The 26,365-nt window shown below is 62.8% G+C and carries 26 protein-coding genes and 1 tRNA gene; 21 read left to right on the top strand and 6 right to left on the bottom strand.

The window, feature by feature from the left end:
• Positions 1 to 34 precede the first annotated feature (34 nt).
• From B6V72_RS10270 to B6V72_RS10260, 3 genes are all read right to left on the bottom strand, one after another.
• A complete protein-coding gene (locus tag B6V72_RS10270) occupies positions 35 to 1,468 on the bottom strand; it encodes an NAD(P)-dependent oxidoreductase (RefSeq protein ID WP_075775164.1) in 1,434 nt (477 codons plus the stop codon).
• A gap of 218 nt (positions 1,469 to 1,686) precedes the next feature.
• Positions 1,687 to 2,484: an undecaprenyl-diphosphate phosphatase gene (locus tag B6V72_RS10265; RefSeq protein ID WP_088735484.1), complete on the bottom strand. Its 798-nt coding sequence runs from the start codon at positions 2,482 to 2,484 to the stop codon at positions 1,687 to 1,689.
• A 49-nt stretch (positions 2,485 to 2,533) separates the two neighbouring features.
• A complete protein-coding gene (locus tag B6V72_RS10260) occupies positions 2,534 to 3,520 on the bottom strand; it encodes a complex I NDUFA9 subunit family protein (protein WP_075775166.1) in 987 nt (328 codons plus the stop codon).
• A gap of 160 nt (positions 3,521 to 3,680) precedes the next feature.
• On the opposite strand from B6V72_RS10260, the gene B6V72_RS10255 reads away from it, so the two are divergent.
• Positions 3,681 to 3,765 (top strand) — tRNA-Leu (locus B6V72_RS10255).
• 87 nt (positions 3,766 to 3,852) lie between these two features.
• On the opposite strand, the gene B6V72_RS10250 is transcribed toward B6V72_RS10255, so the two are convergent.
• Positions 3,853 to 4,731 carry a MurR/RpiR family transcriptional regulator gene (locus tag B6V72_RS10250; RefSeq protein WP_233243062.1) on the bottom strand — a complete coding sequence of 293 codons (879 nt, stop codon included), beginning with the start codon at positions 4,729 to 4,731 and terminating at the stop codon, positions 3,853 to 3,855.
• A gap of 138 nt (positions 4,732 to 4,869) precedes the next feature.
• On the opposite strand from B6V72_RS10250, the gene B6V72_RS10245 reads away from it, so the two are divergent.
• From B6V72_RS10245 to B6V72_RS10150, 20 genes are all read left to right on the top strand, one after another.
• Positions 4,870 to 5,640 carry an N-formylglutamate amidohydrolase gene (locus tag B6V72_RS10245; protein ID WP_075775168.1) on the top strand — a complete coding sequence of 257 codons (771 nt, stop codon included), beginning with the start codon at positions 4,870 to 4,872 and terminating at the stop codon, positions 5,638 to 5,640.
• A complete protein-coding gene (locus tag B6V72_RS10240) occupies positions 5,640 to 6,146 on the top strand; it encodes a TRAP transporter small permease subunit (protein ID WP_075775169.1) in 507 nt (168 codons plus the stop codon). The genes B6V72_RS10245 and B6V72_RS10240 overlap by 1 nt, the downstream gene beginning before the upstream one ends.
• A complete protein-coding gene (locus B6V72_RS10235; protein ID WP_075775170.1) occupies positions 6,146 to 7,471 on the top strand; it encodes a TRAP transporter large permease subunit in 1,326 nt (441 codons plus the stop codon). The genes B6V72_RS10240 and B6V72_RS10235 overlap by 1 nt, the downstream gene beginning before the upstream one ends.
• 43 nt (positions 7,472 to 7,514) lie before the next feature.
• Positions 7,515 to 8,552 (top strand): TRAP transporter substrate-binding protein, encoded by a 1,038-nt coding sequence (locus B6V72_RS10230; protein ID WP_075775171.1) that lies wholly within the window; start codon positions 7,515 to 7,517, stop codon positions 8,550 to 8,552.
• Between the two features lie 103 nt (positions 8,553 to 8,655).
• On the top strand, positions 8,656 to 10,020 hold the full coding sequence (locus B6V72_RS10225; protein WP_088723204.1) for a glutamine synthetase family protein: 1,365 nt from the start codon (positions 8,656 to 8,658) through the stop codon (positions 10,018 to 10,020).
• A gap of 44 nt (positions 10,021 to 10,064) precedes the next feature.
• Complete coding sequence (locus B6V72_RS10220) at positions 10,065 to 11,453, top strand: aldehyde dehydrogenase family protein (RefSeq protein ID WP_075775451.1); 1,389 nt, start codon at positions 10,065 to 10,067, stop codon at positions 11,451 to 11,453.
• Positions 11,450 to 12,604: an iron-containing alcohol dehydrogenase gene (locus B6V72_RS10215; protein ID WP_088735483.1), complete on the top strand. Its 1,155-nt coding sequence runs from the start codon at positions 11,450 to 11,452 to the stop codon at positions 12,602 to 12,604. The genes B6V72_RS10220 and B6V72_RS10215 overlap by 4 nt, the downstream gene beginning before the upstream one ends.
• 237 nt (positions 12,605 to 12,841) lie before the next feature.
• Positions 12,842 to 13,948, top strand: coding sequence for an ABC transporter substrate-binding protein (locus B6V72_RS10210; protein ID WP_088719921.1), 1,107 nt, complete (start codon positions 12,842 to 12,844; stop codon positions 13,946 to 13,948).
• Positions 13,949 to 14,025: 77 nt separating this feature from the next.
• Positions 14,026 to 14,880: an ABC transporter permease subunit gene (locus B6V72_RS10205; protein WP_075775175.1), complete on the top strand. Its 855-nt coding sequence runs from the start codon at positions 14,026 to 14,028 to the stop codon at positions 14,878 to 14,880.
• Positions 14,877 to 15,665, top strand: a complete 789-nt coding sequence (locus B6V72_RS10200) for an ABC transporter permease (RefSeq protein ID WP_075775176.1) — start codon at positions 14,877 to 14,879, stop codon at positions 15,663 to 15,665. The genes B6V72_RS10205 and B6V72_RS10200 overlap by 4 nt, the downstream gene beginning before the upstream one ends.
• 3 nt (positions 15,666 to 15,668) lie before the next feature.
• On the top strand, positions 15,669 to 16,727 hold the full coding sequence (locus B6V72_RS10195) for an ABC transporter ATP-binding protein (protein ID WP_088723201.1): 1,059 nt from the start codon (positions 15,669 to 15,671) through the stop codon (positions 16,725 to 16,727).
• A 110-nt stretch (positions 16,728 to 16,837) separates the two neighbouring features.
• Positions 16,838 to 17,575, top strand: a complete 738-nt coding sequence (locus B6V72_RS10190) for a hypothetical protein (RefSeq protein ID WP_075775178.1) — start codon at positions 16,838 to 16,840, stop codon at positions 17,573 to 17,575.
• A gap of 74 nt (positions 17,576 to 17,649) precedes the next feature.
• Positions 17,650 to 18,291, top strand: a complete 642-nt coding sequence (locus B6V72_RS10185; RefSeq protein WP_075775179.1) for a DedA family protein — start codon at positions 17,650 to 17,652, stop codon at positions 18,289 to 18,291.
• A gap of 105 nt (positions 18,292 to 18,396) precedes the next feature.
• Positions 18,397 to 19,011: a ribonuclease D gene (locus tag B6V72_RS10180; protein ID WP_075775180.1), complete on the top strand. Its 615-nt coding sequence runs from the start codon at positions 18,397 to 18,399 to the stop codon at positions 19,009 to 19,011.
• On the top strand, positions 18,992 to 19,948 hold the full coding sequence (locus B6V72_RS10175; RefSeq protein WP_088735482.1) for a KpsF/GutQ family sugar-phosphate isomerase: 957 nt from the start codon (positions 18,992 to 18,994) through the stop codon (positions 19,946 to 19,948). Before B6V72_RS10180 ends, B6V72_RS10175 begins: the two co-directional genes overlap by 20 nt.
• Positions 19,948 to 20,550 (top strand): LPS export ABC transporter periplasmic protein LptC, encoded by a 603-nt coding sequence (lptC, locus tag B6V72_RS10170; RefSeq protein WP_146696196.1) that lies wholly within the window; start codon positions 19,948 to 19,950, stop codon positions 20,548 to 20,550. Before B6V72_RS10175 ends, lptC begins: the two co-directional genes overlap by 1 nt.
• Positions 20,551 to 20,558: 8 nt before the next feature.
• On the top strand, positions 20,559 to 21,050 hold the full coding sequence (lptA, locus tag B6V72_RS10165; protein ID WP_240497713.1) for a lipopolysaccharide transport periplasmic protein LptA: 492 nt from the start codon (positions 20,559 to 20,561) through the stop codon (positions 21,048 to 21,050).
• Positions 21,050 to 21,826: an LPS export ABC transporter ATP-binding protein gene (gene lptB, locus B6V72_RS10160; protein WP_075775184.1), complete on the top strand. Its 777-nt coding sequence runs from the start codon at positions 21,050 to 21,052 to the stop codon at positions 21,824 to 21,826. The genes lptA and lptB overlap by 1 nt, the downstream gene beginning before the upstream one ends.
• Positions 21,827 to 22,121: 295 nt before the next feature.
• Positions 22,122 to 22,697 carry a ribosome-associated translation inhibitor RaiA gene (gene raiA, locus B6V72_RS10155; protein WP_075775185.1) on the top strand — a complete coding sequence of 192 codons (576 nt, stop codon included), beginning with the start codon at positions 22,122 to 22,124 and terminating at the stop codon, positions 22,695 to 22,697.
• A gap of 33 nt (positions 22,698 to 22,730) precedes the next feature.
• Positions 22,731 to 23,195: a PTS sugar transporter subunit IIA gene (locus tag B6V72_RS10150; RefSeq protein ID WP_075775186.1), complete on the top strand. Its 465-nt coding sequence runs from the start codon at positions 22,731 to 22,733 to the stop codon at positions 23,193 to 23,195.
• A gap of 66 nt (positions 23,196 to 23,261) precedes the next feature.
• On the opposite strand, the gene B6V72_RS10145 is transcribed toward B6V72_RS10150, so the two are convergent.
• A complete protein-coding gene (locus tag B6V72_RS10145; protein WP_088735480.1) occupies positions 23,262 to 24,653 on the bottom strand; it encodes a nodulation protein NodH in 1,392 nt (463 codons plus the stop codon).
• A 3-nt stretch (positions 24,654 to 24,656) separates the two neighbouring features.
• On the bottom strand, positions 24,657 to 26,354 hold the full coding sequence (locus tag B6V72_RS10140; RefSeq protein WP_088735479.1) for a beta-1,6-N-acetylglucosaminyltransferase: 1,698 nt from the start codon (positions 26,352 to 26,354) through the stop codon (positions 24,657 to 24,659).
• Positions 26,355 to 26,365: the final 11 nt, after the last annotated feature.

Below are 26,365 nucleotides of genomic sequence, written 5' to 3'. Positions count from 1 at the left end.
GCATGCATTCCTTTTCAGATCGACAGGGCGCGGATCACTCCGCTGCCACCGCCGCCACGTTTTCGAGATAGCTCAGGATCGAGCCAGCCGCTTCGCGCCCGTCGCGGATCGCCCAGACAACGAGGCTAGCACCGCGCACGATGTCGCCGACCGCGTAGACGCCGGGGATCGAGGTCGCGTGGGTGCCGAACTCGGCCTTCACGGTGCCCCAGCGGGTCGTTTCCAGATCGTCGGCGTCCCACGCGCCGGGCAGGTCTTCGGGCTCGAAACCGAGCGCCTTGATCACCAGGTCGGCCTCTTCGTCATAGATGCCGCCCTCGATCTTCTCGGGGCTCTGACGGCCCGACTTGTCCGGAGCGCCCAGACGCATCCGCTGCACCGAGCAGTTGGTGACGGGATTGCCCGAGAAGCCGGCCGGTGCGGAGAGCCAGACGAATTCCACGCCTTCTTCCTCGGCATTCTGCACTTCGCGCTGCGAGCCCGGCATGTTGGCGCGGTCGCGGCGATAGAGACATTTCACCGAAGTGGCGCCCTGACGGATCGCGGTGCGCACGCAGTCCATCGCGGTGTCGCCCCCGCCGATGACGAGGACGCGCTTGTCCTTGGCGTTGAGCGTGCCGTCCTCGAATTCCGGTACCTCGTCGCCGAAGCTCTTGCGGTTCGAGGCGGTGAGATAGTCGATCGCGCGCACGATGCCGGCCGCGTCCGACCCCTCGTCGGTCAGTTCGCGCGTCTTGTAGACGCCCGTCGCGATCAACACCGCGTCATGCTTTCCGCGGATCGCGTCGAAGGAGATGTCGGTGCCGACATTGCAGTTCAGCACAAATTCGACGCCGCCATCTTCCAGCTGCTTCACGCGCTGCATGACGATGTCTTTCTCGAGCTTGAAGCCGGGGATGCCGTAAGTCATCAGGCCGCCCGCGCGGTCGTAGCGGTCATAGACGGTGACCTGAACGCCTGCGCGACGCAGCATGTCGGCCGCTGCCAGGCCGCCCGGACCCGCGCCGATGATGCCGACGCTTTCGGCACGCTCGGTCGCCGGTTTGATCGGCTTCACCCAGCCCATGTCGAAAGCGGTGTCGGTGATGTATTTCTCGACCGCGCCGATGGTGACGGTGCCGTGGCCCGACTGTTCGATCACGCAGTTGCCTTCGCACAGACGATCCTGCGGGCAGATGCGACCGCAGATTTCCGGGAAGGTATTGGTCGCCTGCGACATCTCGTAGGCTTCCTGCAGACGGCCTTCGGCGGTCAGGCGCAGCCAGTCGGGGATGTTGTTATGGAGCGGGCAATGCGTGTGGCAATACGGCACGCCGCACTGGCTGCAGCGGCTCGCCTGCTCGGCAGCCTTCTCGTCCGCGTATTCGCGATAGATTTCGTTGAAATCATGGGAGCGCACGTTCGCGTCGCGCTTCTGAGGCATCTCTTTCGCCGTCTTGACGAACTTGAGCATCGGTTGCTTGGCCATTGTGGCGCCTCCCTAGAAAACCGGTGGGTGCGCATGACTACACCGCTTGCCGCAGCAATAAAAGTAAGCAAGGCTGACCTAAATGTGCGTTTTTTGTGTGAGGTGCGCGAGAAGGCCCCTCAAAATCACTCAAACTAGGTCAGCTTAGTTTACGTTATTGCGGCTTTTCCCTGATTTTCCTGAAGATGACGCACCGCCAAAAAGCGATTCGCGCTTCGTTAGCCTAGCACACCGACCGCCGCGAGGCTCAGCAAGAGCCCACCGAAGATGATCCGGTAGATCGCGAAGATGGTGAAACGGTGCCCCTGAATGTAGCCAAGGAGCCATTTCACCGCGACAAAGGCCGTGATTGTCGAGACGACGAAGGCAACGCTGAGCGCGGTCCAGTCCTCGTTGCCGCCGGCACCGTCCTTGAACTGTTTGAGCAATTCGTAACCGCTCGCCGCATACATGGTGGGGATGCCGACGAGGAAGGCGAATTCCGTCGCGGCCGCGCGGTTCGAGGTGCCCAGAAGCATCGCTACGAAGATCGTCGTGGCGGAACGCGAGGTGCCCGGAAAGACCCCGGCCACGATCTGCGCGATCCCGACTGCGATCGCGACACGCCAGAAGACGTGGCTGCTATCGGGCTGACGATCCGCGACCCGCTCGGCAAAGAGCATCCAGAAGCCGCCGATCACCAGCGCCCAGGCGACTGGCTGAATGGCCGTCGGCAACTCGAAGCCCATCTTCTTTACGATCAGGCCCAGAACAGCCGTAATCAGGAAGGCAACGGTAAGCTTCGCCAAATAGTCGCGGTTTTCAGGATCGCGCCAGTTGAACAGCAGTTCCATAAGGCGGCGCCAGTAGATCAGCGTGACGGCGAGGATCGCCCCGGCCTGAATGACGATATTGTAGGTGTCCGAGCGCGTACCGAGCCAATGTTCGGCGAGAATGAGGTGGCCAGTGCTCGAAATCGGGAGGAACTCGGTGATCCCTTCAATCACACCGAGCAGAACATCGTTCAGATAGCTCAAGAATACCGCCTATGTCAGAACTGCGCCGCACGCGACGCTTGGAGGTGGGTCAGGTCTTGCGAAGGTTCTTCGCGGAAGCCTTGATGTCGTCATACTGGCCACCGGGACGGAAGCGCCACAGGTAGCCGGGCATCACGGCTTCCATTGCCATAGGATGGATTCCGAGATCGGAGAAGCCTTTCGCCCCCTCGGACACGACATTGTCAGCCTGCAGGTTCTTCACCTGATCGCGCGTGAGGATGCGGTTGGTGAACAGCCCGCCGGTGACGGCCTGGCCCAGATCGAAGACGCCGCCCATGATGCTTGCGATCCAGCGCGGCAGCGACAGCACGAGCCGACGACGGTGGATCACTGCCAGCATCTGCTTCATCAGGTCGTGGAAGGTTTCTACATCCGGGCCGCCGAGTTCATAGATGCCGGGCGCGACTTTCCCGTCGGCGCCCATGACCGCCACCTTCGCGACATCGTCGACGAAGACCGGCTGGAACTTGGTCTTGCCACCGGTGATCGGAAGGATCGGGGTGAAGCGCGCCATCGAGGCGAACTTGTTGAAGAAACCGTCCTCGTTGCCGAAAATGATCGAGGGACGCAGGATCACGGCCTGCGGATAGGCCTCCAGAACCGCTTTCTCGCCCGCAGCCTTGGTGCGGGCATATTCGCTGGGGCTGTCCGGATCGGCGCCAATGGCCGAGATCTGCACCAGTTTCGGCACGTTCATCTCTGCGGCGATACGTGCCACGCGGCCTGCGCCTTCGGCCTGCACCGCCCCGAACTTGTTCTTGCCTTCGTTCACCAGGATGCCGACGCAGTTGATCACCGCATCCGCGCCCTGCATCGCTGCGCGCACGCTGGCATCGTCGCGAATGTTACAGAAGACCGGCTCGACTTGCCCGACCGCACCGTAGGGTTTGACGAAGAGCGCCTCGTTCGGACGCCGGACCGCAACGCGAATCCGCCAACCGTCCTTTGCCATGCGCCGCGCGATATACCGCCCGACGAACCCCGAACCGCCGTAGATCGTAACCAGCTTGGACATGGGCAGAGGCCTTTCCTTGCAAGAATTTCGTCCTTTGATTACCGCCTCGCCCCCGCGGGAACAAGGCCAAAGACCCGAAGAGTGAAAGCTTGCGAATTTTTCGTGTCGATCCCCGTTGACAGTCCCAGCGCCGCTCTGTATCTCGCGCTCCACGGCACCTGCCCAGGTGGCGGAATTGGTAGACGCGCACGGTTCAGGTCCGTGTGCCGCAAGGCGTGGAGGTTCGAGTCCTCTCCTGGGCACCACTATTAAAAAGTCGCGCAACTCATCTGGGTTGCGCGACTTTTTCGTTTTCGGGTGGCGCGTCCTCGTGCAGCGGCCCGCGCTCCGTCTTATTTCCTGCGGAAAAAGCGCGCGCGATCGTAAAGCGCCTCGAGCCTAGCCATGCGGGCCGAGGTTTCCTCCCAAGTGAGCGACTGGATCGCAGCCATGAACGTTTCGACCAGAACCTGAATCGCGACCGTCGAATCCCATGCCGAGGGCGCTTCGATCTGCGCCGAAAACCGATAGCGCGCATGCGTCGCGGCAGGCGAGACCCAGGGATCGGTGATCAGCACGACTTCCGCGCCCTGCTCGACCGCCATCTCCACCAGTTGCAGCACGCTCGATTCATAGCGGCGAATGTCGAATACCAGCAGCACGTCGCCCTTCTGCATCTCCAGAAGCGCGGGCGGCCAGCTGTTCGATAGCGGTTCGAGCAGCTCGACCCCGGGCCGGATCACCTTCATATGTGCCACGAAATAAGCTGCGATCGGGCCGGTGATCCGGCCCCCGGTCGCGAAAATGCGCCGCTTCGGATCGGCCATCATCGCGGCGGCGGCGTCGAACTCGGCATGGTCGATCTGCTTCAGGGTCGCCTGCAGGTTGCCCAGAACCGTATCGGCGAAGCGGTTGATCATATGGGTATCGGGCGCATCCCCCGCCCAGCGGTCATGTTTGACGAGCGGTGAGACAAGCTGCGCCTCCAGCTCGTCGCGCACCGCCTGCTGCAGTCCCGGATAGCCACCATAGCCCATCTTCTGGGCAAGTCTCACGACGGTGGGAGAGGAGACCTCGGCGGCGCGCGCCAGCTGCGCGACAGATCCCAGAAGCGCCATCGGATAGTGACGCAGGATATGTCCGGCGAGCTGCTTCTCGGTCCGGGTCATCTCTTCGATGCCCGACCGGAGCCTGTCTTCGATGCTTTGCGTGGCTGCTGACAAATCGGGCACTCCCGTGCGAATCACGTTAGAAATGATTGTAACAGAATTTTCTTCTCTGAAATTTTCTTGACAGACACGAGGTGCCGGGGCGAGCCTGACTCTAAGGACGCGACGCAGAATCGCGCCTTGCAACAGGAAGGGACCAGTTTGAACAGCGCGCATGCAGCGGTGGACATCGAAGGCGCAGAGCGTTCGGGCCAGATCGTTCTGGTCTGCGAACATGCGTCGAATGCCTTTCCCGCGCCTTGGGGCGAGCTGGGATTGACCCCCGATCAACGCGACGCGCATATCGCCTGGGATCCCGGCGCGCTGGGCCTCGCGCGCGGTCTGGCCGCGAAATTGGAGGCGCCGCTGGTTGCGGCCTGCCAGTCGCGGCTGATCTACGATCTCAACCGCCCGCCGCATCATACCGGAGCCATGCCCGTGCAATCGGAGATCCACGAGATCCCCGGCAATGCGGGGCTGACACCGGACGACCGCAGCGCCCGCACCGAGGCGCTTTATCTTCCGTTCCACGCGGCTCTGGGCGGTCTCGTTGCCGAACGGCTGGCGCGCGGGCAAGCTACTGCACTGGTCACGGTGCATTCCTTCACGCCGATCTGGTTCGGTCAGCCCCGCGCGGTAGAGTTCGGCGTGATCCACGACGCCGATCCGAGCTTTGCGCAGGCGGTTCTCGAGGAAGCCCGCCGTGTCACCGAGCTCGATACGCGTCTTAACGAACCTTACTCAGGCGCCGATGGCGTCTGTCATACGCTGGCGCTGCAAGCGACGCCGATGGGGCTGCCGAATGTCATGCTGGAACTGCGCAACGATCTGATCGCCGATCCCGCCGCGCAGGAGGCGATGGCCGCGACGCTTGCGCCGGTACTGCAAGCCGCGCTGTCACGGATCACCGCAAATAACGGGGAGGCCGCCTGATGCCACGCTGGAGTGTCGCCTATGTCCGCCTGATCGACGGGTTCAATCGCAAGCTCGGCAAACTGGCGATGTACCTGCTCTACGTCATCATGGGCATCATGCTGTTCTCGTCGGTGACGAAGATTGTTCAGATCCCCGCACTATGGACGCTGGAAATGGCCCAGTTCACGCTGGTGGCCTATTACATGCTGGGCGCGCCGTGGACGCTGCAGGGCGATACCAACGTGCGGATGGACCTGCTATATTCCCGCTGGTCGGCGAAGGGGCAGGCGTGGTGGGATGCTTTCACCGTCTTCGCGCTGCTCTTCTATCTCGGGATCATGGTCTACTCGGCCTATGACTCGACGGTCTATTCCTTCGAATACAACGAGCGAAATCCGACCGCGTGGCGTCCGGTGCTGTGGCCGATCAAGGTCATCATCACGACGGGCTTCGCGCTTCTGTTCCTGCAGGCCGTGGCGCTTCTGATCCGCGATGTCGCGACTATTCGCGGAGAGGAAATCTGATGGATCACAACACCATCGCCCTTTTGATGTTCTCGACGATGCTGCTGATGATGCTGACCGGCCAGCGCGTCTTCGGCGCGATCGGCTTCGTCGCGGTCGTCGCGGCCTTCTGGCTCTGGGGGCCGGGCGGCACGCAGATGGGCTTCGGCTCGGTCATGAAGCTGATGAAATGGACGCCGCTGCTGACGCTGCCGATGTTCGTCTACATGGGCTATGTGATGTCCGAGAGCCGTCTGGCCGAAGACCTATATCGGATGTTCCACGTCTGGTTCGGGCCATTACCGGGCGGCCTCGCCATCGGGACAATCATGCTGATGGTGATGATCTCGGTGATGAACGGGCTGTCGGTCGCGGGCATGGCGATCGGCGCCACGATCGCACTGCCGGAACTGCTGCGCCGGAACTACGACAAGCTGATGATCTCGGGCGTGATCCAGGCGGGGTCGAGCCTCGGCATCCTGATTCCGCCTTCGGTCGTGCTGGTGCTGTTCTCGCTGATCGCACGCCAGCCGGTCTCCGAACTGTGGCTGGCCGGCGCGGTGCCGGGGCTTCTGATGGCCACGCTTTTCGTCGCCTATATCGTGATCCGCTGCAAATTGAACCCCGACCTCGCGCCGCCGATGGATGCGGAAGAGCGCGCGATGATCACCATGCGCGAGAAACTGCGTCTGCTGCGTGCGGGTCTGATGCCGGTGTTCATCTTCATTGCGATGATGGTGCCATTCCTCAAAGGCTGGGCGAGCCTGACCGAAGCCTCGGTGATCGGCGCGCTGGCCGCTGTCTTCGCGGCGGTGATCAAGCGGCGTTTCACCTGGCAGGTGTTCCAGGTCGCGACCGAGAACACGCTCAAGATCACCGTGATGTTCATGCTGATCATCACCGCGGCGCTCTCCTTCGGGGCGGTGTTCGACGGCCTGGGTGCGGGCCGCGCGATCGAGGATTTCTTCACCGACAGCCTCGGTCTCGGCCCGTGGCAGATCCTGATCCTGATGCAGCTGAGCTTCCTCGTGATGGGGATGTTCCTCGACGATACGGCGATGCTGGTGATCGTGGCTCCGGTCTATGTCTCGCTCGCCCGGCATCTGGGCTTCGACATGATCTGGTACGGTGTCCTTTATACCATCACCTGTCAGGTTGCCTATCTCACGCCCCCCTTCGGCTATAACCTGTTCCTGATGAAGGCGATGGCGCCGAAGGAATTCACGTTGCCTGTGATCTACGCCTCCGTGATCCCCTTCGTGGGCGTGATGGTCCTGACGCTGATCCTCGTGATGATCTTTCCGCAGCTGGCGCTCTGGCTGCCGCATGCGGTGCTTGGAAGATAACCATAACCCGGAAAAACCGGGATCAACCAACAAGGAGAGAGTGATGACGACAAGAAGACAGTTCCTCACCACCGGTGCGGTGGGTGCGGCTGCGGCGGGCCTTGCGGCCCCGGCCGTCGCGCAAACCACGCCGATCAAGTGGCGGATGCAGACCTATGCCGGCCCCGCGCTGGCTGAACAGGTCGTGGATAACTGCATCAAGACCTTCAACGAAATCGCCGATGGCGAGATGGAGATCGAACTTTACTACGCCGACCAGCTGGTGCCGACCTCCGAGCTGTTCCGCGCGATGCAGTCGGGCACGATCGACGCCGTGCAATCCGACGACGACTCGATGGCCTCGCCCACCGAAGTCACCGTCTTCGGCGGCTATTTCCCCTTCGGCCTGCGCTACTCGCTCGACGTGCCGACGCTGTTCAACGAATGGGGTCTCAACGAGATCTGGGACGAGCAGTATTCGGCCGTGGGCGTGAAGCACATCTCGGCGGGCTCGTGGGATCCGTGCAACTTCGCCATGAAAGAGCCGGTGAAGTCGCTCGACGATCTGAACGGCAAGCGGGTGTTCACCTTCCCGACCGCCGGGCGCTTCCTCGCGCAATTCGGCGTGGTGCCGGTGACGATTCCGTGGGAAGACGTGGAAGTCGCGCTGCAGACCGGCGAGCTTGACGGCGTCGCATGGTCGGGCATCACGGAGGATTACACCTCGGGCTGGGGCAAGAACGCGCCCTACTTCCTGACCAACAACATCTCGGGCGCATGGATCGGCCACTTCTTCGCCAACATGGATCGTTGGAACGAAGTGCCGGATCGTCTGAAGACGCTGATGAAGACCTGCTTCGATCAATCGCATTACCACCGCCAGTACTGGTACTGGTCGGGCGAGGCGAAGCTGCGCGTCGATGGCGAGGACATGCAGCTCACCACGATCCCGGATGCCGAATGGCAGAAGGTCGAGGATGCGGCGCACAAGTTCTGGGACGAGATCGCGGCCGAGAGCGAGTTGAAGGCGAAAGTCGTCGACATCTTCCGCAAGTATAACGAGACGATGCGCAAGGCAGGCCCGCCCTACCGTTGCGGTTGATCTCGTCGGCGGGCAGCCCGTCCTGCCCGCTCTTATTTGCCCTCTTGTAGGGCCTTGCACCGCGCGGCACTCTCGCGCGGTGACCCTGATCCCGGAGGAACTCATGTCGCGAAAAATGTCGTTCGACGCGCTCAAGAAGGCGGTCAATGCTGGCGAGGTCGATACCGTCATCGCAGCCCTTGTGGATATGCAGGGACGGCTTCAGGGCAAGCGGTTCCACGCGGCGCATTTCATCGACAGCGCATGGGAAGAGACCCATTGCTGCAACTACCTGCTGGCGACCGACATGGAGATGGTCACGGTGCCGGGCTATGACGCGTCCAGCTGGGAACGCGGCTACGGCGATTACGTGATGAAGCCCGACATGGAGACGCTGCGGCTGATCCCTTGGGTTCCGGGCACGGCGCTGGTGATCTGCGATCTGCTCGATCATCACAGCCACGAGCCGATTCCCCATGCGCCGCGCCAGATGCTGAAATCGCAGCTCAAGCGCGCGAAGGACATGGGCTATGACGTGATGATGGCGACCGAGCTGGAGTTCTTCCTGTTCGAGGAAAGCTATCCGCAGCTGTTCGACGCGGGCTATCCGGAGCCGACCCCGGTCGCGCGCTACAATGTCGATTACTCGATCATGGGTAATTCGCGCGCCGAACCGGCGATGCGGGCGATGCGCAACGCGCTCTACGCCGCAGGCGTGCCGGTCGAATGCTCCAAGGGCGAGGCCGAGCGCGGTCAGGAAGAGCTGAACGTGAAATATGCGGCCGGTCTGCAGACCGCCGACATGCATGTGCTGGTCAAGCAATGCGCCAAGGAAGTCGCCCAGTCCCACGGGCTGTCGGCGACGTTCATGGCGAAATACCACACCGACAAGGCGGGCAGTTCGAGCCACGTGCACCAGTCGCTCTGGAAGGGTGGCAAGCCTGCCTTCTTCGACAAGGACGCGCCCAATGGCATGTCCGAGCTGATGCGCCACTATCTCGGCGGGCAGATGGCCCATGCGCGTGACATCACCTATTTCCTCGCGCCCTACACCAACAGCTACAAGCGTTTCTGCGAGGGGCTTTTCGCGCCGACGAAAGCGGTTTGGTCTTTGGACAACCGCACCGCGGGTTTCCGCATCTGCGGCGAGGACACGAAATCCATCCGCGTCGAATGTCGCATCGGCGGTGCCGACCTGAACCCCTATCTGGCCTGCGCCGCGCTTCTGGCGGCGGGGCTCGCCGGGATCGAGCAGCAGATGGACCCGGGCCCGGAAGCCGCGGGCGACATCTACAAGGCGGGCGAAGTGACCGAGGTGCCGAAATCCCTGACCGAGGCGCTGGGCGCTTTGGAAGGTTCGGACATGCTCAAATCCGCCTTCGGCGAGGACGTGATGGCCCATTACGTGCGCGCCGCCCGCTGGGAAATCGAAGAACAGAACCGAGTTGTGACCGACTGGGAGCGGATGCGCGGTTTCGAACGCGCCTGAGTTTTGACAGACCCGCGGGGCCCTACACCCCGCAAGGAGACATGATGACCAAGACCCTGAAATGTATCTCGCCCGTCGACGGGCAGGTCTATGCCGAACGCGAGGCGCTGAGCGCCTCCGACGCGCAGGCGCTGGCCGCAGGCCTGCGCGCCGCGCAGCCGGCATGGGCCGAGCGCCCGCTGTCCGAGCGTATCGCGCTCGTCGAGGCAGGCATCGCCAAGCTTAACGAGATGAAAGACCTCGTAGTCGAGGAGCTCGCGTGGCAGATGGGCCGCCCGACTCGCTATGGCGGTGAATTCGGCGGCATGAACGAGCGCGCGGGCTACATGGCCTCGATCGCTGAAGAGGCGCTGGCCCCGATGGTGGTCGAGCAGAGCGACAGCTTCCTGCGCCAGATCGCGCGCGAACCCGTAGGCGTCGTCTTCATCATCGCGCCGTGGAACTACCCCTACATGACGGTGATCAACTCGCTGGTCCCGGCCCTGATCGCGGGCAACACGGTGATGTTGAAGCACGCGACGCAAACGATGCTGGTGGGCGAACGCATCGCCGAAGCCTTCCACGCGGCGGGCGTGCCGCAGGACGTGTTCCAGAATGTCTACCTCACGCATGAGGTGTCGGAAGAGTTGATGGGCGCGAAGGCGTTCGATTTCGTCAACTTCACCGGCTCGGTCGGCGGCGGTCGCGCGGTGGAGCGCGCGCTGGCGGGCACCTTTACCGGGTTAGGCCTCGAGTTGGGCGGCAAGGATCCGGGCTATGTCGCCGCAGACGCCGACCTGGACGCGGCGGTCGACGGGTTGATGGATGGTGCGCTGTTCAACGCGGGCCAGTGCTGCTGCGGGATCGAACGAATCTACGTCCATGCGAGCCTCTACGACGCTTTCGTCGAAAAGGCCGCAGCCTGGGCAAGCAAGCTGACCCTCGGCAATCCGTTCGAGCCGGAAACGACCCTCGGCCCGATGGCGAACAAGCGTTTCGCCGAAGTGGTGCGCGGCCAGATCGAGGACGCGATCACCGATGGCGCGAAGCCGCTGCTCGATCCTTCGTTGTTCCCGGCAGACGATGGCGGCGCCTATCTCGCGCCGCAGATCCTCGTGGACGTGAACCACGAGATGCGCGTGATGCGCGAGGAAAGCTTCGGTCCCGTCGTCGGCATCATGCCGGTGAAGGATGACGAGGAAGCCATCGCCGCGATGAACGATTGCGATTACGGGCTGACCTGCTCGATCTGGACCGCCGATCCCGCCCGCGCCGAGGCGATGGGCAAGCGGCTGCAGACCGGCACCGTCTTCATGAACCGCTGCGACTATCTCGACCCGGCGCTGTGCTGGACCGGCTGCAAGGAAACGGGCCGTGGCGGCTCGCTCTCGGTGCTGGGCTATCACGCGCTGACGCGTCCGAAATCCTACCATCTCAAGAAGGTGACGAAATGACTGCCCCCACCGCAAACTGGTCCTATCCGACCACGATCAAGTTCGGCCCCGGCCGGATCTCGGAACTGGCCGATCACTGCAAATCCGTGGGCATGAACAAGCCGCTTCTGGTGACCGACAAGGCGCTGGCGGCGCTGCCGATCACCGCTGCCGCGCTCGACGTTCTGGACGGCGCGGGTCTGGGCCGCGCGGTTTTCTCCGAGGTCGATCCGAACCCGAACGAGGGCAACATGGCCGCCGGGATCGAGGTCTATAAAGCGGGCGGCCATGACGGCGTGATCTGCTTCGGCGGCGGCTCGGCGCTCGACCTGGGCAAGATGATCGCGCTGATGGCGGGGCAGGACAGCTCGCTCAGCGTCTGGGATCTGGAAGATATCGGCGACTGGTGGACGCGCGCCAATGGCGACGCCATCGCGCCGATCATCGCCGTACCGACGACCGCCGGGACCGGCTCGGAGGTCGGGCGCGCGGGCGTTCTGACCAATTCCGAGACTCACAAGAAGAAGATCATCTTCCACCCGAAGCTGATGCCCGCGATCACGATCTGCGATCCGGAGCTGACGGTCGGCATGCCGCCCTTCATCACGGCGGGCACCGGGATGGACGCGCTGGCGCATTGTCTCGAGGCGTTCTGCAGCCCTCATTACCACCCGATGAGCCAGGGTATCGCGCTTGAAGGGATGCGGCTGGTCTTCGAGAACCTGCCGCGCGCCTTCACGACGCCGGACGATCTGGAAGCGCGCGCCAACATGATGTCGGCGGCGGCGATGGGGGCGGTGGCCTTCCAGAAGGGGCTCGGCGCGATCCACTCGCTCAGCCATCCGGTCGGCGCGGTCTACGGCACCCATCACGGCACGACCAATGCCTGCGTGATGCCGATGGTGCTCGACTTCAACCGCGTCGCCATCGAAGAGCGGATCAACCGCGCGGCGGCTTACCTTGGCATCCCGGGCGGCTTCGACGGCTTCAAGGCCCGCATCGAGAGCCTGCGCACCGAACTGTCCATCCCGGCTAACCTGACCGAGATGGGCGTGAAACGCGAGGATCTCGACATGCTGGTCGAGATGGCACTGGAAGATCCGTCCTGTGGTGGCAATCCGGTCGAGATGACCGCCGACAATACCCGCGCGCTCTACGAGGCGTGCCTATAAAATCTGCGTGCGGCGGCCGGAAGGTCGTCGCACGCGCCTGCGGCTCACGCATCTGTGGCTCGTGTTGATAAGTAAATTGACTGCATGATCAATCTTGCCAAAATTCTGTTACAAGACCCGCATAAAGGGTCGCCGATGCCGGAGCCAACCGGACGGCACAATCGTCGAAAGACATAGCTCGGGGGACAGGACCGCATGATGCGGCACCGCCCTCCATCAACGGGGAGAGACCTGAATATGACCTTCAAGTTCCGTTATCTTGCGGCAGCCAGCGCGATGGCCCTCGCTGCCAGCACCGGCGCCAGCTTCGCCGACAGCATGGATGACCTCTACGCCGCCGCGAAGGAAGAAGGCAGCCTGACCACGATCGCGCTGCCGCATTCGTGGTGCAACTACTCTGGCGTGATCGACGGCTTCAAGAAGAAGTACCCCGGGATCACCGTGAACGAGCTGAACCCCGATGCGGGCTCGGCCGACGAACTCGAGGCGATCCGCGCCAACAAGGACAACAAGGGTCCGCAGGCGCCCGACGTGATCGACGTCGGTCTTTCCTTCGGCCCGGCGGCCAAGGACGAAGGTCTGATCCAGCCCTACAAGGTCTCGACCTGGGACACGATCCCGGACAGCGCCAAGGATTCCGAAGGCTACTGGTACGGTGATTATTACGGTGTGCTGTCGTTCGCGGTGAACAAGGACATCGTCGACAACGTGCCGCAGGACTGGTCGGATCTGCTCAAGCCGGAATACGCGAACTCGGTGGCTCTGGCGGGCGATCCGCGCGCCTCGAACCAGGCGATCCTCGGCGTTCTGGCCGCGGGCGTCGCAGCAGGCGGCGAGCCGGGCAAAGCCTCGGGTGAAGCTGGCCTGAAGTACTTCGCCGAGATGAACAAGAACGGCAACTTCGTGCCGGTCATCGGCAAGACCGGGACGCTCGCACAGGGTGCGACCCCGATCGTCATCGAGTGGGACTATAACGCTCTGGCCGGTCGCGACACGCTGAACGGCAACCCGCCGGTCGACGTCGTCGTGCCGAAATCGGGCGTGGTCGCCGGTGTCTACGTTCAGGCGATCTCGGCCTACGCGCCGCACCCGAACGCAGCCAAGCTCTGGATGGAATACCTCTATTCGGACGAAGGTCAGCTCGGCTGGCTGGAAGGCTATTGCCACCCGATCCGCTTCAACGACCTGTCGGCCAACGGCAAGGTTCCGCAGAAGATGCTCGACGCGATGCCTCCGGCGGAAGGCTATGCCAAGGCGATCTTCCCTTCGCTCGACGCGCAGGCTGCGAACAAGGAAGTCGTGACCGGCGGCTGGGACAGCGTCGTCGGCGCGAACGTCCAGTAACCGAACCGGCATAAGAAAACGCCCCGCGCTTGATCGCGCGGGGCGACTTTATTGGAATTTCTGTAAGGCGAGGCCCGATGCAAAGCCGCAAGCTGCCGCTGACTTGGGTGGGGATGGTTCCCTTCACGCTCTTCGCGCTTTTGTTCCTGATCGCCCCGACGATGTATATCGTGGTGGGCGCGTTTAGGACGAGTGACGGGGGGTTCACGCTGTCGAACCTCGTGAACCTGTTTCAACCGACGATCCTCGCGAGCTATTGGATTTCTATCAGGATCAGCCTCGCCACTGCGCTTGTAGGCTGCCTGATCGGGTTCGCGCTCGCTGCGGCCGTCACGCTGGGCGGCCTGCCGAAATGGCTGCGCGGTCCGGTGATGACCTTCTCGGGCGTGGCCTCGAACTTCGCGGGCGTGCCGCTGGCCTTCGCCTTTCTCGCGACGCTGGGACGTCTGGGTCTCGTGACCGTGCTGCTGAAGTCGTGGTTCGGCTTCAACATCTACACGCACGGCTTCAACCTGCTCAGCTTCTTCGGTCTGACGATCACCTATCTGTTCTTCCAAATCCCGCTGATGGTGCTGATCATCACCCCTGCGCTGGACGGTCTGAAGCGCGAATGGAAAGAGGCGGCGAGCATCCTCGGCGCGACCGGCTTCCAGTATTGGCGCATCGTCGCGCTGCCGATCCTCTGGCCCTCGCTGCTCGGTACGCTGGCGCTGCTGTTCGCCAATAGCTTCGGTGCGGTGGCGACGGCCTATGCGCTCACCGGTTCGTCGATGTCGATCGTGCCGATCATGCTTTACGCGCAAATCCGTGGCGATGTGCTGCAGGACCCGCATCTGGGCTACGCGCTGGCCTTCGGGATGATCGTCATCACCGGCCTCGCCAACCTCGCCTATGTCTGGCTGCGCGTACGCTCGGAAAGGTGGATGCGATGAAATCCAAGAAACTCTGGTCATGGCTCGCGCTGGCGTTCGGGGCGCTCTATTTCGCCCTGCCGCTGCTCGGTACGCTGGAATTCTCGCTGCGGGCGCGGCGCGGGGTGTATTCGCTCGACGCTTACCGCTCGGTGCTGGCCGATCCGCAATTCCGCGAGACCTTCAGCTACTCCGTCGTGATGGCGATCTTCACGATCCTCGTGGGGGCGCTGATCGTGGTGCCGACCGCCTATTGGGTGCGGTTGCGCCTGCCGCATTGGCGCCCGGTGGTGGAGTTCATCACGCTGCTGCCGCTGGTGATCCCGCCAATCGTGATCGTTTTCGGCTATATCCGGCTCTATAACACATCGTCGATCCTGCCGCTGACCGGCACGACGACGGGCACCAATGTCCTGCTGATGCTGGGCTATGCCACGCTCTCGCTGCCCTACATGTATCGCGCCGTCGATACCGGCCTGCGCACCATCGATGTCGGTACGCTGACCGAGGCGGCGCAAAGCCTCGGCGCGGGATGGAGCACGATCCTCGCCCGCGTCATCCTGCCGAACGTGCTGGTCGCGGTGCTCTCGGGCGCCTTCATCACCTTCGCCATCGTCATCGGCGAGTTCGTCCTCGCCTCGCTCCTCAACCGGCCGGCCTTCGGCCCCTACATGCAGCTGACCGGCGCGAACAAGGCTTACGAGCCCGCCGCGCTTGCGGTGATCGCCTTCTCGATCACCTGGATCTGCATGGGGCTCATTCAACTTGTCACCCGGTTTTCCAAACATACGAACGCAAAGCGGTAACCCATGGCCTCTCTCGAGATCGAACATCTGGAAAAATCCTTCGGCGCGAACCGCGTTGTGAAGGATTTCAACCTCTCCATCGAAGAGGGCGAATTCATCTCGCTCCTTGGCCCGTCGGGCTGCGGCAAGACGACGGTGCTGCGGATGGTGGCAGGCTTCGAGTCCCCCTCGGGCGGTGCGATCCGCATCGGCGGGCAGGACGTGACGCATATGGGGGCGAACCAGCGCAATATCGGTATGGTGTTCCAGGCCTACGCGCTGTTTCCCAACCTGACAGTCGCGCAGAACGTGGGCTTCGGGCTGCGCGTGGCGAAACGTCCGCGCGCTGAGATCAAGGCACGTGTCGCCGAGATGCTGTCGCTGATCGGCCTGCCCGATCTGGGCAATCGCTACCCGTTCCAGCTGTCGGGCGGACAACAGCAGCGTGTGGCGCTCGCACGGGCGCTCGCGATTCAGCCGCGCGTGCTGCTGCTGGACGAGCCGCTCTCCGCGCTCGATGCCAAGATCCGCGTGAGCCTGCGTGAGGAAATCCGCGACATTCAGCGACGTCTGGGCATCACGACGATCTTCGTCACCCACGATCAGGAAGAGGCGCTGTCGATCTCGGATCGCGTGGTGGTGATGAATGGTGGCGTCGCCGAGCAGATCGGTGCGCCTTTCGAAATCTACAATCAGCCGAAGACCCGGTTCGTCGCGCAATTCGTGGGCACGCTGAACGCGCTGGAGGCCGAGGTGGCCGATCCCGCGCGGGGCGCATTGCGGGTCGGCGATACCGAGGTGATCCTCTCCGAACCGGTCACCATGGGGCAGGGGACTCCGGTGACGCTGGCCGCACGGCCCGAGGTTCTGGCCTTGGGCCGCCGCGAGGGCAATGACACGGTGTTCACCGGGCGGATCGTCGAGACGCATTTCCTCGGCTCGATCCTGCGGGTAAAAATGGAAGTGGAAGGGCAGCTCATCGCGCTCGACACGTTCAACCGCCCCGGCAACCCGCCGCCCAAGGTCGGCACCGAAGCCGAGGTCAGCGTAGCGAGCCGTGATCTGCTGGTTCTTGCCGACTGACGAGGCAAAACCGGTCCTGCGCTCCTCATTTCTTCAGGTTTCCGGACCCGGACGCCCCTCTGCCGCGTTGCCGATAGAACACTACGTGCGACCGATGCAGAAGGATGAAGATGGAGTGGCTTGTCGACCATAATCAGGTTGTAAGCATCGCGGTGCAGATCGTCACCGCGTTCGTCTGGCTGGTCTACCTGCAACTTCTACTGCAGAATTTTCGGCGTGAACGGCGCTCGAAACTGCTGCTCACCCGGGTCGCGGGCGGCCATGAACGCGGGCATCTGATGCTTGGCAATATGGGTGCCGAGCCAATCTTCGTGAAAGCGCTTCTCGCCGATCTGGTGGTCGACGGGAAAACCTATCACTCGATCGCCAGCGACTCCGGCGGCTTCGCTCCTTTCGGGGATTCCCAACCTGACGAGTCGATCAAGGGCCCGTTGAACACTGCGGAGTACCGGGATTTGGGCCGGATTTCAGATCTCGTGGATGTCGCACTGGAATTCTCCAGCCTGCCTGACGACGCGAAAGAGATGGAAACCGTGGTATTCACCGTTCTGGCGGAAAGCAGTCGCGACAATATCCTCGTCGCCGGACGCCTCTCTCTCGACGTTTATAACGCCGGGGAGCATCAACGCTTCTTGCCGCAGAGCCTATCGACCGAGCAACTGCGCAGTTTTCGCAAGCGTCGGGAACTGGCGTCGCGGCTGGAGGAGATGCTGGAGCAGGAAGCCCGCGCCTACCTGACCGGCGAAGACGGCAAACGCCGGGGGCGCGGCGCCGAGTTGGGGCAGCTACGCCTGAAACAACGCGGCGACGGGCGCCAAACAAAGGCTCCGCACGAGGCCGCTGAATGAAGCGGACAGATACCTCAGTTTAACCCACCCGACCAAGACGCGCCGTTCCGGTTTTCGTCGCCAAAGGAGACAACATGTTCAACTGGATTACCGGCGTTATCGCGTCCTTCGGCTATTTCGGCATCGCGGGGCTGATGTTGCTGGAAAACGTGTTTCCTCCGATCCCGTCGGAGCTGATCATGCCGCTCGCGGGGTACATGGCGGCGCAAGGGAAATTCTCGCTGATCGGTTTGATCGTCGCGGGGACGATCGGCTCGGTCATCGGGGCGCTTCTCTGGTACTGGATTGGTCTGAAGATCGGGATCAAGCGTCTGTGTCACCTCTCGAGCCGCCACGGTCGCTGGATCGGCATCACCCCCCGCGACATTACCCGGACCAAGAAATGGTTCGACAAGCACGGCTGGGCAGCGGTGTTCTTCGGGCGGATGCTGCCCGGCGCGCGCACGCTGATCTCGGTGCCGGCTGGCATGGCGCGGATGCCCTTCCTGCCGTTCCTCGCCTACACCACGGTGGGCAGCGCGCTCTGGACGGCATTGCTGACCGTTGCGGGCTATCTGCTCGGAAAGCAGTACAGCGAAGTCGCAAGCTGGGTGAACCCGGTCTCGACCGGCGTGATCGTGATCCTCGTCCTGCTCTACATCTACCGCGTGATTACCTGGAAGCCGCTGGAAGACCCCGACGAGTCGAGCGGCGCCATGCCGTCACGCGAGAGCTGATCGGCGAAGCAAGCGCCATACCTCGGCTGCCTTTCGCCATCTCGCGTTGGCAAGAACGCGGCAAAAGGCTTATATGCCCGGCAAGACGTTAAAGAAGGACACGCCGTGGCAATCCACCTGCATCAAAACGACCTTCCCGACGGGCTCGATCTCGGTCCCGTCGTGGCCATCGACTCCGAAACGATGGGCCTTGACCCGCGCCGCGACCGGCTCTGCCTCGTGCAGCTTTCGGCGGGCGATGGCGACGCGCATCTGGTGAAGATCGCCCAAGGTCAGACCGAAGCGCCGAACCTGTGCCGCATGCTGGCCGATCCGTCGGTGGAGAAGCTGTTCCACTTCGCGCGCTTCGATGTGGCGGCCCTCTACAACGCATTCGGGGTTGAGACGAAGCCGGTCTTCTGCACCAAGATCGCCTCGAAGATGGTGCGGACCTTCACCGATCGCCACGGGCTCAAGGTGCTGGTGCAGGAGCTTGTCGGCGTCGACATTTCCAAGCAGCAGCAAAGCTCGGACTGGGGCGCGGCGGAGCTGACCGACGCGCAGATGGAATACGCGGCCTCGGACGTGCTCTACCTGCACCAGATCAAGGCTGAACTGGTCAAGCGGCTGGAGCGCGAGAACCGGATCGGGCTGGCGCAGGCCTGTTTTGATTTCCTGCCGACGCGTGCGAAGCTCGATCTGCTGGGCTGGGATGAACCCAATGACATCTTCCACCACTGATTATTCCGACATCGCCCGCCGCGTGATCGGCATCGAGGTCGCCGGGCTCGAAGCCTTGGCGGCGAGCCTCGATGGCGAGTTTTCGCGCGCGGTGTCGATGATCCTCAAGACCGAGGGGCGCGTGATCGTTTCCGGCATGGGGAAATCGGGCCATATCGGGCGCAAGATCGCGGCGACGCTGGCCTCGACCGGGACACCGGCGCATTTCGTGCATCCGGCGGAGGCGAGCCACGGCGATCTGGGCATGGTCACCCGGCACGATCTGGCGCTGGTGCTGTCCAATTCTGGCGAGACGCCGGAGCTGGCCGATCTGATCGCCCATACGCGGCGCTTTCAGATTCCGCTGATCGGTGTCGCGAGCCGCCCGGACTCGACCCTGCTGCGGCAATCGGATCTCGCGCTGGTGCTGCCCAAGGCCGAGGAAGCCTGCGGGACGGGCGTGGTGCCCACGACCTCGACGACGATGACGCTCGCGCTGGGCGATGCGCTGGCCGTCGCGCTGATGGAGCACCGCGAATTCACCGCTGAGCATTTCCGCACGTTCCATCCCGGCGGCAAGCTGGGCGCGCGGCTGTCGAAAGTCTCGGACCTGATGCATCGCGATATGCCGCTTGTCGCGGAAGACACGCCGATGCCCGATGCGCTCTTGATGATGAGCCAGAAGGGCTTCGGTGTCGTTGGCGTCACCGATGAGGCGGGCCGTCTGACCGGGATCGTCACCGATGGCGATTTGCGGCGCCATATGCAGGGGCTGCTGGAGCATAAGGTCTCGGAAGTGATGACCGCCAATCCGCGCACCATCGCGCCGGAGCAACTGGCGGAGGCTGCGGTGGCGCAGATGAACGAGCGCAAGATCACCGCGCTTTTCGTCGTCGAAGATGAGAAACCCGTGGGCTTCTTGCAGATCCACGACTGCCTGAGGGCCGGGATCGTCTGATGATGTACGACAATAGCCATACGCGACTGGTGAACTGGGCGAAGATCGTCCTGCCGCTGCTCGCGCTGGCGCTGTTGTCGACGATCTTCCTCGTTTCACGTCGGATCGATCCGAGCGCCGCGATCCCCTATGCCAAAGTCGATGTCGAGAAACTCGCGCGGGAAAACGCGGTGACGCGACCGGAATATTCCGGCGTAACCGATACCGGCGCGACGCTTTCGGTGACCGCGGCGATGGCGCGCACGCAGCCCGCGCAGGACCAGGGCGCGAGTGCTGATCAGATCGCGGCGAAGCTGACCGCGCCCGATGGCCACGTGACTGATCTGAGCGCGAATGAGGGTCTGTTTCAGCCTAATTCGAACCGTATCGACCTGACCGGGAAGGTCGCGATGCAGACCTCCGACGGCTATCGGGTGAATTCCGAGAAAATTGAACTTCAGACCGATAGCAGCGTTCTGACCTCGCCCGGCCCGATTCACGGGACATCCCCTTTCGGAACGCTCGATGCGGGCTATATGCAGATCGTCCCGACGGCGGATGGCAGCGGTCACGATCTTGTTTTCAAACAGGGTGTGAAGCTGGTATATCAGCCGCAACAATGAGGGTGTGGATGTTTCGAGCGCGTTTTTTCACCGCCTGCGCGATGGTGGTTTCGTTCCCGGTTCTCGTGATGGCGCAAAGCGTCGATTTCGGCGGTCTGCGCGCCGACAAGACCGCCCCGGTAGAGGTCACGGCCGACTCGCTCAACGTCGATCAGCAAAGCGGCCAGGCGGTGTTCTCCGGCAATGTGGAAGTCACCCAAGGCGATATGCATATGAAAGCGGCCGAGCTTGAGGTGTTCTACGCCAGCGACAAACGCTCCGAGATCACGAAGCTGCATGCGACCGGCGGTGTCACGCTGGTGTCGCCCACCGAAGCCGCCGAGGCAGAGGAAGCCGTGTACGACGTGAAGGCGGGCACCGTCGTGATGACGGGCAAGGTTCTTCTGACCCAAGGCAACAACGTGATGTCGGGCAACAAGCTCAATGTCGATCTGAGCACCGGCACGGGCACGATGGATGGACGTGTCCGCACGCTTCTGAAGCCCGCCGGGAGCAAGTGATGGTCGAGGATGCCGCCAAGAGCGACGCCGGGCTGGCCCCGGTCGCGGGCCACGGCGGTTTGCAGATCCGCGGGCTGCGCAAGAGCTACAAGCGCCGCCCCGTGATTCGCGATGTCTCGCTCGATCTGTCGCGCGGCGAAGTCGTGGCGCTTTTGGGGCCCAACGGTTCCGGGAAAACCACCTGTTTTTACAATATCGCCGGGCTGATCCGTCCCGATGCGGGCGAGGTGCTCATCGACGGACGCGATGTGACGGGCCTGCCGATGTATCGCCGCGCGCGGCTCGGGATCGGCTATCTGCCGCAGGAAGCCTCGATTTTCCGCGGGCTTTCGGTCGAAGAGAACATCATGGCGGTTCTCGAGGTCGCCGTGCCGGACCCGCACACGCGGCGGGAACGTCTGGAGGAGTTGCTGGGCGATTTCTCGATCGGCCACCTGCGCCACGCGCCCGCGCTGGCGCTGTCGGGCGGTGAACGCCGTCGCTGCGAAATCGCGCGCTGTCTGGCCGCCGATCCGAAATATCTGTTGCTCGACGAGCCTTTCGCGGGCGTCGATCCGATCGCGGTGTCGGAGATTCGCGCCCTCGTCGGTCAGCTCAAGGATCGCGGTATCGGGGTTTTGATCACGGATCACAACGTCCGCGAGACGCTCGAGATCGTGGATCGGGCCTACATCCTTCATGACGGGACGGTGCTGATGTCGGGCACCGCAGAAGAGGTTGTGCAGGACGAAAACGTGCGCCGCGTCTATCTCGGGCAGCATTTCCGCATCCTCTGAGCATGCTCTACGGATCGCCCAAGCGACTCCGACCCTCGGCAGTTTTGCACCGCAGCGAGTGTCACCCGTTGACACCCCCTGCGATCCATCCCCAAATACATAAGAGATGCGTGATGTTCGCCCCCACTCCCCGGGCGCGCTTGCGGCCCCCGAGAGGGGTCCGGCGCGCGAAAGGTCCCCGAAAGAGGGCCCGGGCGAATTCAGACTCGACGCGACTTTTCAAGAGATTAACCGGCCCGAAACACCTCAGCCCCAAGGCTGGGGTCACTGGCCCAATGCGTGAAGGAGGAAATCCATGCGTTACCAAATCACCGGCAAACAAATCGATGTCGGAGAGGCCCTGCAATCTCACGTCAAGTCGGAGCTGGGCGAAGTCGCCGAGAAATACATGCAGCGTCCCACCGACGCGCAGATCACCTTCTCGCGCGATGCGCATGAATATATCTGCGAAGCGACGGTGCACCTGTCGACCGGGCTGACCGCCTCGGCCAAGGGGCATGCCACCGAAATCTACGCGGCCTTCGATGCGGCCCGCGAAAAGATGGACAAGCAACTGCGGCGCCACAAACGCAGATTGAAAGATCATCACCGCGACCGTGCCGAACCAGTTGAATTCGAAGCTGCAGGTCTATATGTGCTCGCCTCGGAAGAGGATGACGATACCGGCGAGACGCGCGAAGGCGCTCCGATGATCGTAGCCGAGATGGAAACCAAGGTTCCCACGCTCTCGGTCGGTGAAGCGGTCATGCAGATGGAGCTGTCCGACGCGTCGCTACTCGTCTTCCGCAACGAGAAACATGGCGGGGTCAACGTCGTTCATCGGCGTGAAGACGGCAATGTCGGCTGGATCGACCCGCGCAACAGCAAATGAGCGGCCCGGAACGGGCGCGGAGTAGACGAGTTCATGGACCTATCTAAACTTCTCGTGCCTGGCGCGGTCAAAGTGCTGTCGAATGTCACGAGCAAGAAACGCCTGTTTCAGGATCTCGGTGACATCGCGGCGGCGTGCTACAAGATCGACGCCTCGGAAACCGTCGATGCGCTGCAGGAGCGTGAGAGCCTCGGACCGACCGGCGTCGGCCATGGTGTTGCGCTTCCGCATGCGCGGCTCGACGGGCTGAGCGAGGTCGTGGGTGTCTTCCTGCGTCTGGAAAAGCCGCTCGATTTCGACGCGGTGGACCGGCTGCCGGTCGATCTGGTTTTCGCGCTGTTCGCGCCGAAGGATTCCGGCGTCGAGCATCTCAAGGCGCTGGCCCTCGTGTCGCGCACGATGCGCGATCCGGAAACATGCGAGAAGCTGCGGGCGAATACCGATCCCTCTACGCTGCACGCAGTGCTGACGGAAGCGCAAAGCCGTCAGGCGGCCTGAACCGGTCTCGAATGAAAATCAAAAAGCGCGTCGGTCCTCCCGGCGCGCTTTTTTCATGGCCCAAGATCAGTCTCGCCAGTTTCCGAAGCCGAACTGCATCATGTCGCGCGTATAGGTCTCGCGCGCGGCGGCCTCGAGATCGGGCGTCCAGATATCAGCGAGCTTGATCGCCGCGGTGTCGGTTTCTCCGGGCGCGAACGTAGGCGCCTCCACCCCGGCCATGCTGGCGAGATACGCGAAGTCCTCGGCCATCCGTTCTTCGCGCACCAGCAGGTCGGGAAGCGCGAACTGGCCGATGCCCTGAAGCGCCGCGGATTGCGTGGCCCAGAGCGTGTTCACCGGAAGGCTCGTCTGGTTCGCGAGATTGGATTTGAGCCAGCCCAAGAAAGCGATCAGCGCCTCGGCGTAGTCGTCTTGCGCGATGCTCTGCCCTTCCTTCGGGATTGGCAGCTTGTAGCTTTCGCGCAAAACGGCGCGCGTCTCGTCCATAGTGTCCCAGTTCAGCACCGCATTGAACGCCAGATGCGCCCGCATCAGGGGATGGCGTAGCACGGTGAAGCTACGATGGCCGGAATGTCGACGCTTCCACTGGCGCAGGGTTTTCTGGCTGAACCCTTCGACCAGATCTCCGGTCGCGGCCAGCCAGTCGCGGATCGGCGCATCCATCGCGGGCCGGAGCGGCATATAAAGCAGCCCCGCCTCGCTCGCGATGAAACCGGGCACGCCGGGACCGCGCCGGGGCTCGAAATTCGGAGTCTTCGACAGGTTGAACCGGTCGAGTCGTGCCAGCGACGCCTCCATCCCCGGGAAATTTGCGACCTTTGCCTCCAGCGGCTCCGGGTTCTGCACCTTGAGGTTCTCGGGCAACTGTTTCAGCCGCCCCGAGACGCCCAGCCAATTCGCCAGACCGTTAAGCACTTCGACGGACTGTGCATCTTCATAATCGATATAGAAGGCTGTCTGTCCCGAGCGTTGCAGAGCGTTCAGTAACGTCACCTGAAAATCCTGCAGCCCTTCAAGATGCGCCTCGAATTCCTCCGCATCGAAGCGCGCTTTCGTGGCCTTGCGGTGTTTCGCATCGCCCAGCTTCCATTGGCCCGTCGCGCGCGCGATCATCAGGCTGACATAGCTTTCGATCGGGTTACGGGTCAGCACGATCTTCGCGCATTTCGGATCGTTCACGAAGACCGCCAGCATCCGCGGGTCATGATCGTGGAAATAGCGGCAGCCGTTCAGCCCATCCTGAGACTTGATCGCATTCCACAGCACCAGAGGATTGTCGTCGCGCTGCGCCTTGGTGACTCCCACCAGCTCCTTGCGGTTCGGGTACCCGATCAGCGCCGGGTTGAACGCCTCACCATGGCACGTCACGCCGTCCAGATCGTTCAGCGCGGCTTCCACGAGGTTGGAGCCGGTGCGCATCTCGGCGAAGACGACGAAACTCTCAAACTTGGGCATGGGTTATTTCACCAGATAGGGGCGGCCCCGGCGGACAGCGTCGCGCTGCCCGCTTTGCTCGAGCGGGAAATCCCCCATCACGAGTGGCTGCATCCCCTGGTTCTTGAGATTTTGCAGGAATTGGTTGAACCCCGACAGGTCGACCATCTGCGGCGCTTCGGTCAGGCGGCGCGTGGCGCGGGGGCTGATCTCGTCGATGATGGTCTGCAGGGGCTCCATCGGGTTCTCGATGAAATCCGCGACGGTCCAGATCCGCACCCGCGCCTTCACATACATCGAGCGGAGAATATCCAGATGCTCCAGCTCGCGCTTTTGCAGCATCGCGGCCTCGCGCCGGATCGTCGTGAAATTCTCGTTGCGGCGCGACAGCGGCAGGGCCCAGGCCCCGGTGATGACCGAGATTTGCGCATTCGGATCGGTCGCGGTGAACCAGTTATTCGCCTGATTGTCGCGCGGCGAGAACATGTAGCATTGCCGTTCCCCGCGCGAGTTCCAGATCAAGTTCGTCAGGAAGGCACGCGGGTTGTAATCGCGCAGCGCCGCGTTGTCGGTCAGGCAACCGTTGAACATCCGCTCGCCACCCGCGAACTCGGCGCGTTCGGGGGCGAAGAGATGACCGTGAACCCGGGCACCCACGTATTTCGAGAGCCAGCCGTCGAAATTCTCGAAGAGATCAGAGAAGCCGTGGAAGATCGAATAGGGTGCCGAGGTCTTGCCGTTCTCGTGGTCCTTCCTGGGAAAACGGCTTTGCATATAAAGGCCGGGCCGCCCGCGTGTGCGCCGCTCGATCGACTTGGAAAACAGCCGGTCGATCTTGGCCGGGTTCGGCTCTGCCATGACGGACCGGCCGGGGCTCTTGTCGAGGAAGGTCCGATAGAGCTTGTCCGCCTTGGGCCAGATTTTCCGCGCCACGAAACAATCCGACCGCCGCAGAAGCTGCAGATGATCGTCGTAGAAGATGTGCGGCTTTCCCTGAAAATCGAACTTGGTCAGCGTCAGCGAGCGGCTCTCGATCGAGGTGGAATAGAGCCTTGCGAGGGTCTGGAAATAGCTCTCATCGGGGATCCAGACGCGCTTGAAATAGCGGTCGTAAAGCGCGCGATCCGGGTCTTCCAGAATGGCCGACAGGGTCTGGCGCGTCAGGCACCACCACTGGCTGCCCAAGTGCGGCACCAGCCCGTCGGGAATGCGTCGCTTGAAGCCTACGCGGCGCTGGAACTCGACATAGCGGTCGAACATCCGCCGCTGTTTTTTCCACGAGAAGGGGAAGCGCAGCGTGAAGCGTTCGATGTCGATCCCGCCAACCGTCCAGCCGACTTCCGTGGTGGTCACACTCTCGATGAAATCGGTATAGGGCCGCGCGTCGAGATAGTCGGTCAGCTCGTGCAGCGGGCGCAGCGGCAGGCAGGAGCCCGACGCCAGATAGACGTGGCGCACGTCGGCATGCAGTGCCAGCATCTGTTCGGCCGCAGCTTGGCTGGCGGCGACCAGCGACCACGTGCCCCACTCGCATTTGTAGCGCCGCGAGAAGGAGACATTCTCCAGATCGGCAAGCATCTTCTTGAAGCCGTTATAGTCATGCGCGGTGACGCGGGCATCGACATGGATCACCACGGGCGATCCGCCCTCCGACCAGAACCGCGCGACCTGCGCGGCCCGGTCGAGCGCGGTGTGGCACATCATGATGAATCCGACCGTCACGAGACCTGTTT

The sequence above is a fragment of the Thioclava sp. F34-6 genome, assembly GCF_002213235.1.
In the GTDB taxonomy this organism is placed as follows: Bacteria; Pseudomonadota; Alphaproteobacteria; order Rhodobacterales; family Rhodobacteraceae; genus Thioclava; species Thioclava nitratireducens.
Note: the sequence above shows the minus strand (reverse complement) of the source record. Positions and strands in the feature narration are given on the sequence as shown.